Annotated in this window: 8 protein-coding genes; 5 read left to right on the top strand and 3 right to left on the bottom strand. The window is 46.7% G+C overall.

The genetic code is table 11. The features are described from left to right. Positions 1-34: 34 nt before the first annotated feature. Positions 35-460 carry a universal stress protein gene (locus GLO7428_RS17450; protein ID WP_015189891.1) on the bottom strand — a complete coding sequence of 142 codons (426 nt, stop codon included), beginning with the start codon at positions 458-460 and terminating at the stop codon, positions 35-37. 30 nt (positions 461-490) lie between these two features. Beyond that, positions 491-1,831, bottom strand: a complete 1,341-nt coding sequence (gene hisD, locus GLO7428_RS17445; protein WP_015189890.1) for a histidinol dehydrogenase — start codon at positions 1,829-1,831, stop codon at positions 491-493. Between the two features lie 210 nt (positions 1,832-2,041). Between hisD and rpsT the strand changes: the two genes are divergently transcribed. The 5 genes from rpsT to GLO7428_RS17420 all read left to right on the top strand — a co-directional run bounded on the left by rpsT (position 2,042) and on the right by GLO7428_RS17420 (position 13,311). Next, on the top strand, positions 2,042-2,347 hold the full coding sequence (gene rpsT, locus GLO7428_RS17440; protein WP_015189889.1) for a 30S ribosomal protein S20: 306 nt from the start codon (positions 2,042-2,044) through the stop codon (positions 2,345-2,347). Positions 2,348-2,407: 60 nt separating this feature from the next. Next, a complete protein-coding gene (locus GLO7428_RS17435) occupies positions 2,408-3,190 on the top strand; it encodes a TatD family hydrolase (RefSeq protein ID WP_015189888.1) in 783 nt (260 codons plus the stop codon). Positions 3,191-3,893: 703 nt separating this feature from the next. Then, complete coding sequence (gene rpoB / locus GLO7428_RS17430; protein WP_015189887.1) at positions 3,894-7,193, top strand: DNA-directed RNA polymerase subunit beta; 3,300 nt, start codon at positions 3,894-3,896, stop codon at positions 7,191-7,193. 93 nt (positions 7,194-7,286) lie between these two features. Further along, on the top strand, positions 7,287-9,161 hold the full coding sequence (locus GLO7428_RS17425; RefSeq protein ID WP_015189886.1) for a DNA-directed RNA polymerase subunit gamma: 1,875 nt from the start codon (positions 7,287-7,289) through the stop codon (positions 9,159-9,161). A 121-nt stretch (positions 9,162-9,282) separates the two neighbouring features. Beyond that, positions 9,283-13,311 carry a DNA-directed RNA polymerase subunit beta' gene (locus tag GLO7428_RS17420; protein WP_196797626.1) on the top strand — a complete coding sequence of 1,343 codons (4,029 nt, stop codon included), beginning with the start codon at positions 9,283-9,285 and terminating at the stop codon, positions 13,309-13,311. Positions 13,312-13,412: 101 nt separating this feature from the next. On the opposite strand, the gene GLO7428_RS17415 is transcribed toward GLO7428_RS17420, so the two are convergent. Then, the gene (locus tag GLO7428_RS17415) at positions 13,413-15,116 is read right to left on the bottom strand and encodes a cellulase family glycosylhydrolase (RefSeq protein ID WP_015189884.1); all 1,704 of its coding nucleotides are present in this window, start codon (positions 15,114-15,116) and stop codon (positions 13,413-13,415) included. Positions 15,117-15,122 lie beyond the last annotated feature (6 nt).

The raw sequence follows: 15,122 nt of genomic DNA, 5'->3' as shown, positions 1-15,122 counted from the left end.
CCTGACTTCTTAAGCATCTTGTACTGAGTAAAACCTATTGTGGCTTGACCACTAATACCGAACAGTGAGCACTCTCGACAACTTGACTACTCACCGAGCCTTGAATAATTCGCTTAACACCTTGTAAACCGCGACTACCGATCGCAATTAAATCAGCTTGGTAAATATTCGCAATCCGTACAATCTCTTCCGCCGGATCGCCGCTGACAATCTCAACTTGACGTTCTCCTGGTAACTTATCTCGATAGGCTGCGATCTGCTTTTCTATATTTCGGTAAGGTACTTCCGCTGCATAGGCGTGAGGTAAGTCAGCCACCATTTCTAAGTCAGATACTGGTGGCGGAATAACGTGACAAAGGATAATTTGGCTATCAGGTTGCAGTTGGAGTTCTTGTACGGTTTGAATGACGTGTTCTGAAAGGTCTGAACCATCAAGAGCGACCACAATTGTTTTTAACACAGGCTCATCTCCTTTGTGCTGCACTGAGGGTTAAGACTTTGGCTTTTCCCCATCTTCCATTCCCCAAGTATCACTTTTGGGCTGCGTCCTTAACCGTACCGATGCAGCATGAGATGGCAATCCTTCAGCTTTGGCGAGGACTTCGATTGCCCCTGCCACTTTTTGAAGCGCGAGCGGTGAATACTGAATGAGGCTAGAGTGTTTTAAGAAAGTCTCCACACCTAAAGCTGACGCATAACGTGCGGCTCCTGAAGTAGGTAGCGTGTGGTTTGGTCCTGCTAAATAGTCTCCTACAGCTTCTGGTGTAGATGAACCTAAGAAAATTGCCCCAGCATGACGAATTTTTTCTAGCAACTCCCAAGGTTCTGCGATTTCGAGTTCTAAATGTTCTGGCGCAAACTCATTTGAAAGTTCCGCAGCTTGCTCTAGCGAATCGACAATCACAATTAAGCCATAATGCGCGATCGCTTTTTCGGTTAACGTTTTGCGCGGATGATTTTCGAGTTGTCGCTCGACTTCAGCTTGTACTTTCTTGGCTAACTCCGCATCCGTCGTCAACAAAATTGCCGCTGCCATGGGATCGTGTTCGGCTTGCGCTAACAAGTCAGCGGCGACATAAGTCGCGTTCGCGGTTTCGTCAGCAATTACCAGTACCTCAGAAGGTCCGGCTAGCGAGTCAATCCCGACAGTTCCATAGACGAGTTTTTTTGCCAAGGTGACATAGATATTACCTGGTCCTGTAATAATATTTACCTTGGGTATCGTTTCTGTGCCATACGCTAATGCCGCGATCGCCTGCGCCCCTCCTACGCGATAAATTTCTTCTACTCCAGCTTCTTGCGCCGCGACTAATACTGCGGGGTTGATTGATTTGCCTACGCCTGGCGGCGTCACCATAATTCGCCGTGGGACTCCTGCCACTTTTGCCGGAATCGCATTCATCAGCACCGTGCTTGGGTATGCGGCTCTACCACCAGGCACATACAACCCTGCTCTGTCTACAGGCGTGTAGCGTTTGCCCAAGACAACATCATCGTCGCCAAAATGAACCCATGATTTGGGGACTCGTTGGCGGTGAAATGCTTCGATTTGACGACAAGCGAGCCGAATCGCATCGAGCAGTTCTTTCGACACTTGCTGGTAAGCCGCATCTAATTCTGAACCGCTAACGCGTAGCTCTTCTTGTTTGAGGTTTTGGTGGTCAAATTCTGCTGTGTAGTGCAGTAAGGCTCGGTCGCCTTGGCGCTTCACTGCTTGAAGCACTTCCCGCACCGTCGCTTCTTTGTGAACCACTTGGTCATCGTGGGTGCGATCGCAGATGCGTTGTAGCTCTGCTCGTACCTCGGCTTGCTGAGTAATAATTCGCAGCATGAAGTTCGGACTGTGGCTTTCTAGGAATTACCAAATCGAGTACAGATTATTTATATCGCTTAACCCCAATCAGAAGGCAAAGCTAAGCTATACTCGTTTCTCTAGCTTAACCTGGATTTTCCGGATAATCGCAATATTGCTAAATTGAATGCTATATTAGTACATCTAGGATTTTGTCTTTATAACTTTATCGTTTTCCTGGGTTTAACTGTGGCGAATACAAAATCTGCTATCAAGCGTATCAAAATTGCAGAACGAAACCGACTCCGTAACAAAGCTTACAAATCGGCGGTGAGAACTTTGATGAAAAAATACCTAACCGCTGTCGATATCTATGCTGCCAATCCTACTCCAGAAGCAAAGCAGGAAGTGCTTTCGCATATGGCAGCAGCATACAGCAAGATTGATAAAGCTGTAAAACGTGGCGTATTACATCCCAACAATGGAGCGAGAAAAAAATCGCGTTTGGTTAAACGGTTGAGACAGCACGAACAAGCAGAAGCAACAGGGAATTAAGCAATCGGGAACAGTAGAAAGTCTCTCTTCTCTAACCCCCACCCCCTAGCCTCTTTAAAAATGCAACTCATAGATTCTCACGTTCATCTCAACTTTGATGTGTTTGAACCAGACTTGCCAGCCGTGCGATCGCGCTGGCAAGCTTCTGACGTGGTGCATTTGGTACACTCATGCGTAGAACCAGCAGAATTTGCTAGTATTCAATTACTAGCAGAAAAAATTCCTGAGTTGAGTTTTGCGGTCGGCTTACATCCCCTCGATGCGGATAAGTGGACAGCAGACACAGCCTCTCAAATTGCCTCCTACGCTCGTTTAGAGCGTCGAGTTGTGGCAATCGGTGAAATTGGGCTAGATTTCTACAAAGCAGAGAACCAAGCACAACAAAAAGAAGTGTTATCGCAACAGCTGGCGATCGCAGACGAGTTAGACTTACCTGTAATTATCCACTGCCGCGATGCAGCGAACGTGATGCGCGATATCTTACAAGATTTTCGGCAACAGGGTCGTCAAATCAAAGGAGTTATGCATTGCTGGACGGGGAACCCAGAGGAAACGCAGTGGTTTCTCGATCTAGGATTGTATGTGAGTTTCAGTGGTATAGTCACATTTAAAAATGCTAAGCAAATTCAAGAGTCAGCAAAAATGGTCTGGAGCGATCGCCTGTTAATCGAAACTGACTGCCCGTTTTTATCTCCGGTTCCTAAAAGAAGTCAAAAGCGTAATGAACCAGCGTTTGTCCGTTACGTAGCTGAAGCCGTAGCAAGTTTACGCGGCGTGACCTTAGAAGAGATAGCTATGCAAACAACAACGAACGCTTGCAAGTTGTTTGGACTTTCTATCTAGATTTCATGTCAATGGCTAAACCTAGCATATTTCAGTTGAGGTTGGCAAAAGCTGTCAGAAAAAAGCCATAATATTTAATGAAGCAAATATGAATTTATTTTTCAGGCAGTTGCGCATTATTCACGAGTCTGGACATTTAAATACCTTAGCGATCGCTCATCTAAAGATAAGATTAACTGAAGTTGCACGCAATTGCTGCTAAGGTGTGACCTTATGGCGGCAGAGTCTAATCGTTAGACTCGTTCGACTTTGATACATCACTCTTCAAAAGCATACAGCAAATCAGGAAAATTGATTTCTTTTGTGGATCAAGACCCACTTTCCTAACGAAAGGAGTGTCATGCGACAGACCAAAGCGAAATACCCAAAACTTGATGCCTAAGAACAAATACTAGCGATCGGGCTTAGAATATTCAAGCCTATTGATGTTGTAAGTAACCAACCACTGAACGGAGACCTCAAGCTGTTATGGCAATATCAACCATAGCTCTAAATCAGATCCTTGTTGCTTCAAGAGTGATGCAGCCCTGCTACCGAGCTTAAGCTTATACCTTTGTGTTTATTGTACAAACAATGCAATCAAAAAGGCACAATTTCTTCTACAGTGCTTGTCCCTTAGCTGTTGACCACAACAGGTAGTGTATGAGGATCTTTGCCCAAAATCGACAAGCTTAACCACATAAAGTAAGTACGTATAAGAAGCATGACGAACGAAACCTATATAGAACCCGCTTTTCTATTGCCCGACTTAATCGAAATTCAGCGTTCTAGCTTCCGTTGGTTTTTAGAAGACGGTCTGATAGAAGAACTTAACAGCTTTTCTCCGATCACAGATTACACAGGCAAGTTAGAACTACATTTTATCGGTCAAAACTACAAACTTAAAAGACCTAAGTACGATGTAGACGAAGCAAAGCGCCGCGATAGCACCTACGCGGTACAAATGTACGTGCCTACACGATTGATTAACAAAGAAACGGGTGAAATCAAAGAACAAGAAGTCTTTATTGGCGATCTTCCCTTAATGACGGATCGCGGTACCTTTATTATCAATGGTGCGGAACGCGTCATTGTCAATCAGATTGTCCGTTCGCCAGGAGTTTACTACAAATCCGAAGTTGATAAAAATGGTCGTCGTACCTACTCAGCGAGTTTGATTCCGAACCGAGGTGCGTGGCTCAAATTTGAAACTGACCGTAATGATTTAGTCTGGGTACGCATCGACAAAACACGCAAGCTGTCTGCGCAAGTGTTACTCAAAGCACTCGGACTATCAGATAATGAAATTTTCGATGCGCTGCGCCATCCAGAGTATTTCCAAAAGACAATTGAAAAAGAAGGGCAGTTTTCGGAAGAAGAAGCATTAATGGAGTTATACCGCAAGCTACGTCCTGGTGAACCACCAACTGTACTCGGCGGTCAACAGCTATTAGACTCGCGCTTTTTCGATCCCAAACGCTATGACCTTGGTCGTGTCGGACGCTACAAGCTCAACAAGAAACTCCGCTTGAGTATTCCTGAAACGACACGAGTTCTCACGTCTAATGATATTCTCGCAGCAGTTGACTATTTGATCAACTTAGAGTTTGACATTGGCAATACCGATGATATTGACCACTTGGGTAATCGCCGAGTCCGCAGTGTTGGGGAATTACTTCAGAATCAGGTACGCGTTGGTTTAAACCGCTTAGAGCGAATTATTCGCGAGCGCATGACTGTATCGGATGCCGACGCTTTGACTCCTGCATCTTTAGTTAACCCTAAACCCCTCGTTGCCGCAATTAAAGAGTTCTTCGGCTCAAGCCAATTGAGTCAGTTTATGGATCAGACAAATCCGTTAGCTGAACTGACACATAAACGCCGCTTGAGTGCGTTAGGTCCTGGAGGATTAACCCGCGAACGTGCAGGCTTTGCTGTACGCGATATTCATCCCTCGCACTACGGACGCATCTGCCCGATCGAAACACCAGAAGGACCCAACGCGGGTTTAATTGGTTCTTTGGCAACCCACGCCCGTGTTAACCAATACGGGTTTTTAGAAACGCCATTTCGAGCCGTAGAAAACGGACGCGTCCGCTTCGATCAATCGCCAGTTTATATGACAGCAGACGAAGAAGACGATCTGCGCGTTGCGCCAGGAGACACTCCGGTTGACGAAAACGGTTATATTTTAGGCTCGCAAGTCCCTGTCCGCTATCGCCAAGACTGGACAACAACGACGCCAGAGCAAGTAGACTATGTTGCTGTATCGCCCGTGCAAATTGTGTCGGTAGCAACAAGTATGATCCCCTTCTTAGAACACGATGACGCGAACCGCGCGCTCATGGGGTCGAACATGCAACGGCAAGCAGTTCCTTTGCTTAAACCAGAACGTCCCTTGGTCGGAACTGGTTTAGAAGCCCAAGCCGCACGCGACTCTGGAATGGTGATTGTGAGTCGCACAGATGGTGTGATTTCGTATGTCGATGCTAACCGCATTCGCGTTCGTCCCGATGGCAATGGTTCCGAGATTGAGTATCAAATCTCAAAATATCAGCGCTCAAACCAAGACACGTGTTTGAACCAACGACCTTTGGTGCAAAAAGGCGATCGCGTCGTTGCGGGTCAAGTGATCGCAGATGGTTCGGCAACCGAAGGCGGTGAATTGGCACTTGGTCAAAATATCCTTGTTGCCTACATGCCCTGGGAAGGCTACAACTACGAAGACGCGATCTTGATTTCGGAACGACTCGTTCAGGAAGATACCTATACTTCAATTCACATTGAAAAGTATGAAATTGAAGCAAGACAAACTAAACTAGGACCCGAAGAAATCACGCGGGAAATTCCGAACGTCGGCGAAGACGCACTACGACAACTCGACGAACAGGGAATCATCCGCATCGGTGCTTGGGTAGAAGCCGGAGATATTCTCGTCGGTAAAGTTACTCCCAAAGGCGAATCGGATCAACCCCCCGAAGAAAAATTATTACGTGCCATTTTCGGCGAAAAAGCGCGTGATGTCCGCGATAACTCCTTGCGAGTCCCCAACGGCGAAAAAGGTCGGGTCGTCGATGTGCGCGTATTTACCCGCGAACAAGGCGATGAACTGCCACCTGGAGCAAATATGGTGGTACGCGTCTACGTCGCGCAAAAGCGCAAAATTCAAGTTGGCGACAAAATGGCAGGACGTCATGGCAATAAAGGCATTATTTCCCGAATTTTGCCAATGGAAGATATGCCGTACTTAGAAGATGGCACGCCCGTAGACATTGTGCTGAATCCCTTGGGTGTACCTTCGCGGATGAACGTCGGTCAAGTCTTCGAGTGCTTACTCGGTTGGGCTGGAGAAAACTTAGGTGCGCGGTTCAAAGTAACGCCGTTTGACGAAATGTACGGCGAAGAGTCATCGCGAACGCTAGTGCATAGCAAATTAAGCGAAGCCCGCGATCGCAGCGGTAAAGATTGGTTATTCGACCCCGAAGCCCCAGGCAAAATCAAGGTATTTGATGGTCGTACGGGAGAGGCATTCGATCGCCCAATCACCGTTGGCATGGCGTATATGCTCAAACTCGTTCACCTCGTCGATGATAAGATTCACGCACGTTCTACCGGACCATACTCTTTAGTCACACAGCAGCCTCTAGGTGGTAAGGCACAACAGGGAGGTCAGCGCTTTGGCGAGATGGAAGTATGGGCATTAGAAGCCTTTGGTGCAGCTTATACTTTGCAGGAATTGCTCACCGTCAAATCGGATGATATGCAAGGACGTAACGAAGCACTCAATTCGATCGTTAAAGGCAAAGCCATTCCGCGACCAGGCACACCAGAATCCTTCAAAGTGTTGATGCGCGAACTGCAATCGCTAGGGCTAGATATTGCCGTCCACAAAGTCGAAACGCAAGCAGACGGTAGTACTACAGATGCCGAAGTCGATCTGATGGCAGACACTGGTAATCGCCGCACGCCTTCACGTCCTACCTACGAATCCTTAACTCGCGAGGCACTAGAAGACGATATGTAATCCGTCTAGGGGAAGAGGCAGAGTACATCTCTGTCTACCCCTGATCTGTTACCCCTGACTCCTTATTCCCTTCCAATTTCCAATCCCTTAGATATGAGACACGCGCAAACAACGCAGTTTGACTATGTGAAGATTGGTTTAGCTTCACCCGAACGCATTCGGCAGTGGGGAGAACGTACCCTGCCTAACGGTCAAATCGTCGGGGAAGTTACCAAACCAGAGACAATTAACTACCGGACACTTAAACCAGAGATGGATGGGCTATTTTGCGAGCGCATCTTTGGTCCAGCAAAAGACTGGGAATGTCACTGTGGTAAATATAAACGAGTACGGCACCGTGGTATTGTCTGCGAACGCTGTGGAGTAGAAGTTACCGAATCCCGCGTTCGCCGCCATCGCATGGGATACATCAAACTTGCTGCACCTGTTGCGCACGTTTGGTATCTCAAAGGGATACCAAGCTATATCTCAATTTTGCTCGATATGCCCCTACGCGATGTCGAACAAATTGTTTACTTCAACGCTTACGTTGTTCTGTCTCCTGGTAATGCTGAGACTTTAACTTACAAACAACTCTTAACCGAAGACCAGTGGCTCGAAATTGAAGACCAAATCTACAGCGAAGACTCGCAGCTGACTGGCGTAGAAGTGGGCATTGGTGCAGAAGCGCTAGCGCGTTTACTATCGGATATCAACTTAGAAACTGAAGCCGAAAAACTGCGCGAAGAAATCGCTAACGCCAAAGGACAAAAACGCGCCAAGCTGATTAAGCGACTGCGGGTAATCGATAACTTTATCGCCACTGGCTCGCAACCTGATTGGATGGTGATGACTGTTATTCCTGTCATTCCTCCTGATTTGCGCCCGATGGTGCAGCTTGACGGCGGTCGTTTCGCAACTTCTGACTTGAATGACCTTTATCGTCGAGTCATTAACCGCAATAACCGCTTGGCAAGATTGCAGGAAATTTTAGCGCCTGAAATTATCGTTCGCAACGAAAAGCGGATGCTGCAAGAAGCCGTCGATGCGCTGATTGATAACGGGCGTCGCGGTCGAACTGTAGTAGGCGCAAATAACCGACCGCTGAAGTCTTTGTCAGACATTATTGAGGGTAAACAAGGTCGCTTCCGGCAGAACTTACTCGGTAAAAGGGTTGACTACTCAGGGCGATCCGTCATTGTTGTGGGACCAAAACTTCATATTCATCAATGCGGTTTACCCAGAGAAATGGCGATCGAGTTGTTCCAACCTTTTGTCATTCACCGATTGATTCGGTCGGGGTTAGTCAACAACATTAAAGCGGCTAAAAAGCTAATCTCGCGAGGCGATCCGAGTGTGTGGGATGTCCTCGAAGAAGTGATTGAAGGTCATCCCGTCTTACTCAACCGCGCGCCGACGCTGCACCGCTTAGGAATTCAAGCCTTTGAACCGATTCTTGTCGAAGGACGCGCGATTCAACTGCATCCGCTTGTCTGCCCTGCGTTCAACGCTGACTTTGACGGAGACCAAATGGCGGTTCACGTGCCATTGTCTTTAGAGTCACAAGCCGAGGCACGATTACTGATGCTGGCGTCTAATAATATTCTGTCACCAGCAACAGGTAGACCAATTATTACTCCTAGCCAAGATATGGTCTTGGGGTGCTATTACCTAACAGCAGAAAATCCCCACAGCCAAAAAGGTGCTGGACGCTTCTTTGCTTCGCTTGACGACGCGATTATGGCTTACGAACAAGAGCAAGTCGCACTTCATGCCAAAGTCTGGGTACGGTTTGATGGCGAAGTCGAATCAACAAAACCAGATACCGAACCCGTTAAAGTCGAACAAAATGATGATGGCACGGTAACAAAACACTATCGCGAACGGCGTACCCGTGAAGATGCTAATGGAAATTTGATTTCTCAGTTTATACAAACAACTCCAGGTCGCGTTATTTACAACAAAGTAATTCAGGAAGCGTTGCAGTAAAGAGGGGCTAGAGGCTAGAGGCTAGAGGCTAGGAAGAATTCTCCTAATTTTTGGCTTCTGTCTTTTAACTCCTGAATTCTTTTGAGCAAGGGATAGTAGAGAAATGGCAGAACAAAAGGGAATGATTTTTCGCAATCGGGTTGTTGACAAGGGGCAGCTGAAAAATTTAATCGCTTGGGCTTTTACCAATTATGGAACGGCTCGCACAGCCGCGATCGCTGACCGTTTGAAAGACTTGGGATTTCGCTACGCCACAAAAGCCGGTGTTTCGATTAGCGTTGATGACTTGATGGTACCTCCCAGCAAGCGTGCTTTACTCGAAGCCGCCGAAGCAGAAATTCGAGCGACCGAAGAACGCTACACGCGCGGCGAAATTACCGAAGTCGAACGCTTCCAAAAAGTTATCGATACCTGGAACAGTACGAGTGAAGCGCTTAAAGACGAAGTCGTCGATCACTTCCGTGCGACGAATCCGTTGAACTCAGTGTATATGATGGCGTTCTCTGGGGCGCGGGGTAATATTTCCCAGGTGCGCCAGTTGGTAGGAATGCGCGGTTTGATGGCTGATCCTCAGGGTGAGATCATCGACTTACCGATTAAAACGAACTTCCGCGAAGGCTTAACCGTAACTGAGTATATTATTTCTTCTTACGGAGCGAGAAAAGGGTTAGTTGATACCGCACTCAGAACTGCTGACTCTGGTTACTTGACGCGTCGTCTAGTAGACGTTGCACAAGATGTGATCATTCGCGAAATTGATTGCGGTACAACGCGGGGGATTTCACTACGCGCGATGCGCGAAGGCGATCGCGTCATGATTCCGCTGAGTTCGCGACTACTAGGCAGAGTCGCCGCAACCGATATCGTGCATCCCGAAACGCAAGAAGTCTTGCACGAGAAAAATCAGCCAATTTCTGACGAAGTTGCGAAACACATCGAGAAAGCAGGCGTTGAAGAAGTCATCGTGCGATCACCTCTCACGTGTGAAGCGGCGCGATCCGTATGTCAACACTGTTACGGCTGGAGTTTAGCTCATGCCGAAATGGTCGATCTTGGCGAAGCTGTAGGAATCATTGCGGCGCAAAGTATTGGCGAACCTGGAACACAGCTAACGATGCGGACGTTCCACACAGGAGGTGTGTTCACGGGTGAAGTCGCCCGACAAGTCCGCAGCGAAGTGGAAGGTACATTGCGCATTCCTAGCCGCTTGCGGACTCGACCCTTCCGTACGCGTCATGGTGAAGACGCATTGATTGTCGAAGCCAATGGTTCATTAACGGTTGAGGCAACTTCTGGCGAGAAAGTCACGATTCCAGTAACGCAAGGCTCGACGCTGTATATCACCGACGGTCAAGCTGTAAAAGTTGGCGAACTTTTAGCCGAAGTTGCGATCGGCGGTCGTAACACTCGCGCACATACTGAAAAAGCGACCAAAGACGTTGCTTCAGACTTAGCAGGTGAAGTTAAATTTGCTGACGTCGTACCTGAAGAAAAAACCGACCGCCAGGGTAATACAACAACTACCGCCGCACGCGGTGGCTTGATCTGGATCTTATCTGGAGAAGTATATAACTTACCTCCTGGTGCAGAACCATCGGTTGTTAATGGTACTCAGGTAGAAGCAAACAGCGTCCTGGCAGAAACACGGCTAAATACAGTCTATGGTGGTACTGTTCGCATACCTACAACCAGTGTCAACAACGGCAAAGGTGGACGAGAAATCGAAATTATCACTGCCTCAGTCGTGCTAGACACTGCTAAAGTCCGTGTAGAACACAGTCAAGGTCGCGATCAATATCTGATCGAAACCAACAATAACCAAATGTTCTCGCTGCTCGCGACTCCAGGCACAAAAGTGCAAAATAATCAAGTCGTCGCAGAATTAATTTCTGATGAATATCGCACCACGACTGGTGGCTTGATTAAGTATTCTGGCATTGAACTCGCGAAAAAAGGTAAAGCCAAGCAAGGCTACGAAATTGTTCAAGGCGGAACAATCTTGTGGATTCCTGAGGAAACTCACGAAGTCAACAAAGATATCTCGCTCTTGATGGTGGAAGATGCTCAATACGTTGAAGCTGGCACCGAAGTTGTTAAGGATATCTTCTGCCAAAACAATGGTGTAGTCGAAGTCACTCAGAAAAACGACATCTTGCGCGAGCTAGTTGTGAAACCTGGCGAACTGCTGATGGTAGACGATCCTGAAGCAGTGATGAATCGCGATGGCACGTTTGGTCAACCAGGCGAGGAGATTTTACCAGGTCATACACTCTCTGATTTGCGTTACATCGAGTATGTCGAATCACCAGAGGGACCGGCGTTATTACTGCGCCCAGTCACTGAATTTGCAGTACCTGATGAACCTTCAGTGCCAAGCACGCAATCGAGTGCAGGCATAGGTCGCTCAATTACGCTGCGAGCCGTGCAACGCGTTCCCTACAAAGACTCAGAGCGGGTCAGATCGGTCGAAGGAGTAGAACTGCTACGGACTCAATTGGTATTAGAAATTGAGCAAATGCAGTCACCTGAACACACAGGTTCGCCCATGCTGGCTGACATCGAGTTAGTTCCGGATGAGGAAGATCCTAATGTTCAACGCTTGCAGCTAGTGATTCTCGAATCGTTAGTGATTCGTCGTGATATTGCGGCGGATGCGACTCAAGGTAGTACGCAAACGAGGCTCCTTGTCGAAGATGGACAAACCATCGAAGCTGGTGCTGTTGTAGCCCGTACTGAGATTCAGTGTAAAGAAGCAGGAGAAATTCGCGGTATCCGCGAGGGAGCAGAAGCAATTCGGCGGATCTTAGTTGTTCGATCTACGGATCAACTTACGGTAACAACGAAAGAGAAACCTCATGTCAAAGTCGGTGACTTACTCATTGCTGGTCGCGAAATCGCTCCAGGAATCGTTCTGCAAGAGTCCGGTCAAGTACTGGAAGTTAAAAGCCCGATGACGGCAAGTCAAGGTGCTGCCGATACTGCTTTAGCTAGTAACAATTACGAAGTCGTTTTGCGCATTGCGCGTCCTTATCGCGTTTCACCAGGTGCGGTACTACAAGTTGAGGATGGCGGCTTAGTTCAACGTGGTGATAACTTAGTGCTACTCGTATTCGAGCGGGCTAAGACTGGAGACATCATTCAAGGTTTACCGAGAATTGAAGAACTCTTGGAAGCCCGTAAGCCTAAGGAAGCCTGCGTTCTTGCTCGTAGACCTGGAACGGTCGAAGTTGGCAGGTTGGAGGATGAAACAGTCGCAATTCGAGTTGTCGAAGATTCTGGCGCTGTTACCGAATATCCAATTGGACCTGGGCAGAATGCTGTCGTACCTGATGGCGCAAGTGTAGAAGTCGGAATGCCCCTCACCGAAGGGCCGGCAAATCCGCACGAGATTCTCGAAATTTTCTTCGAGTATGGCACGCAGCAAGGTGCTTATGCAGATGCTTTAGAAGCATTGCAGCAAGTACAAACCTTCTTAGTGAACGAAGTACAGACCGTTTACCAATCGCAAGGAATTGATATTGCTGACAAGCATATCGAAGTCATCGTGCGACAAATGACCTCTAAAGTCCGCGTTGATGATGGTGGTGATACCACGATGCTTCCTGGTGAGTTAGTTGAACTGCGGCAGATTGAGCAAGTCAATGAAGCAATGAGTATTACTGGAGGTGCTAAAGCGCAATATACGCCAATGCTCCTCGGTATTACTAAGGCATCGCTCAATACCGACAGCTTTATTTCAGCCGCGTCCTTCCAAGAAACGACGCGAGTCCTCACTGAAGCCGCAATTGAAGGAAAATCAGACTGGTTGCGCGGTTTGAAAGAAAACGTGATTATTGGACGATTAATTCCTGCTGGAACAGGCTTTAATGCCTACGAGGAATTAACAAGTCCGATGAGTGAAGATCTCTCGCTTGATTCAGGAAGTGTCTTTGACGATGGCGAAGATTCGCTCGATGTTGTGCTTGATGACCGTACGGCTCGCGCTTACAACTTGGACGGCGGTTTGGGAGATAGCTTCAGCTTTGATCGTAACTCCTTTATCCAAGATGATGATGAGGACTTGATGATTAGTGATGCAATCGAGGACTTTGAAGTAGAAGAGGATGAAGACGAGGATGATTACGAAGAAGATGATGATGACGACATCTAAGCGATAACAACTTCTCATCAGCTAATCTCGAACTGAGATAAAAAGACCCTCTAAGCCTATTTTGGTTTAGAGGGTTTCTTAATGAAAGAAATAAAGCTTATCTATCGGCTAGAAACAGATACCTGCTGGGGGTGATAGTTTGCACCTTGCTTAGTTGCACAAAAACCAAGATCTCTCACTTGATTTGGCGCAATATTTTTTACCCAATCTTCTGGAGAGAGGATGTAATGCGATCGCTTATGGCGCTGCTTTTTGAATGTCGCGTTCCAAATATTGTTAATCGTTGCGTCGTGCATTTGGAAACTAACTTGCCAATCGTTTATCAAAGTACTGCTTTGATTAGCGACTTGTAAACTCACACAAAACCCTGTTTGCCAATCAGATTGTAATTGAGTTGTCACTTTGAGCTTGTGAGGAGGAATTTGAATCGGATTTTTGGATGCGATCGCGTCGCTTGCTATGGCTGGAGCAAAAGGAATATTGTCTAATAGCCGACTTAACAAATTTTGTTTGGGTACATTAATACTTTGCCAATCATCTTGCAGAATCCCGCCTGTATCTTCACTATTAGGATTCCAACTCCAGTAGGTAAAGCTGAGATGATTTTTTTGAATGTACTTCACAAATTGCTGCTGCCAAATACCTTCTTTAGATAAATTATCGACATAACGACCGCCAAACTCCCCAACTAAAATTGGAGCGATATTTTGCGTAGCAATGTAATTAAACCCAGTTTCCCAACGATGGTAGAGATTATTAGGAAAAGTTTGCTCCCTAAACCAAGGCTGATTGTAAACTCCAGGACCGTATTCATGCGGAGAATAGACTAATTGACGAGGACGCGACAACCGCACCGGATAACGTCGCACACCTTCAAGATTACCTCCTTGCCAATGTCCTGATAATCGTTGTCCTGGAACATTGTTCTCGACACCTTCGACTACAATTAACCAGTTAGGATTGATCGCAAGAATCGCATTACCTGCACGTTCCGCAGCAAGTCGCCAATCAGTTGCTAAATCGTTAGTTCCCCAACTTGCACGACCGTGAGGTTCATTTTTTAAATCGGCACCAATGACATTAGCTTGATTTTGATAACGAACAGCTAGCATTTTCCATGTATCAATCCAGTCTTGCTCCGTAAATCCATCGCCGTACCATAATTCAGGAATTCGCCGATCATTCAACCGATGACTGTCTAATAAAATGAACAAGCCTTGACGCTGTGCTTCTTGAATGATGCAGTCCATCACTTCTAGGGGCGTTTTCCTTTCAAGTTCTTGATTAGCACCTCTTTTGTAGTCGATTCCACTGATAGTTGTACTCCTCAGTGATTGTACGGAGTAAGGTAAGCGAATCGTGTTATATCCTAGGTGCTTGATTTGAGCTAGCATTTCCTGATAATCGCGTAGCCATAAGCCATGCGGTACATGTATCTCGGTTTCAATTCCAAACCAATTTACACCCCTGAGTAAAACTTGATTTCCTTTGGTATCAATAATTTTTGAGCCTTGAGTAGACAAAGGAAGCTGTATTGTTGTATATGCGCGAGTTATTGCTCGTGTTTCTTGCCATAGCGCAGGAATTGTCAATACAGTTGTCGTCGTTAAGACGAATAAACATAGCAACTGTACAAATGTTATCTTGCTACGGCGTTGGTAATACTTCTCCCCCCACAGAAAGTGCCAGCGATGACTTACGTTAAACAAATAAGCACTTGAGAGTAAAAATTGAACTAATTCATTCAGTATAAATACTAGTAAACTTGGTAAACGAGTCAAATGAACTAAAAAAGGTTTAGTCATACTTAT

Source organism: Gloeocapsa sp. PCC 7428, assembly GCF_000317555.1.
Classification (GTDB): domain Bacteria; phylum Cyanobacteriota; class Cyanobacteriia; order Cyanobacteriales; family Chroococcidiopsidaceae; genus Chroogloeocystis.
This window is presented reverse-complemented; position numbering and strand designations above follow the sequence as displayed.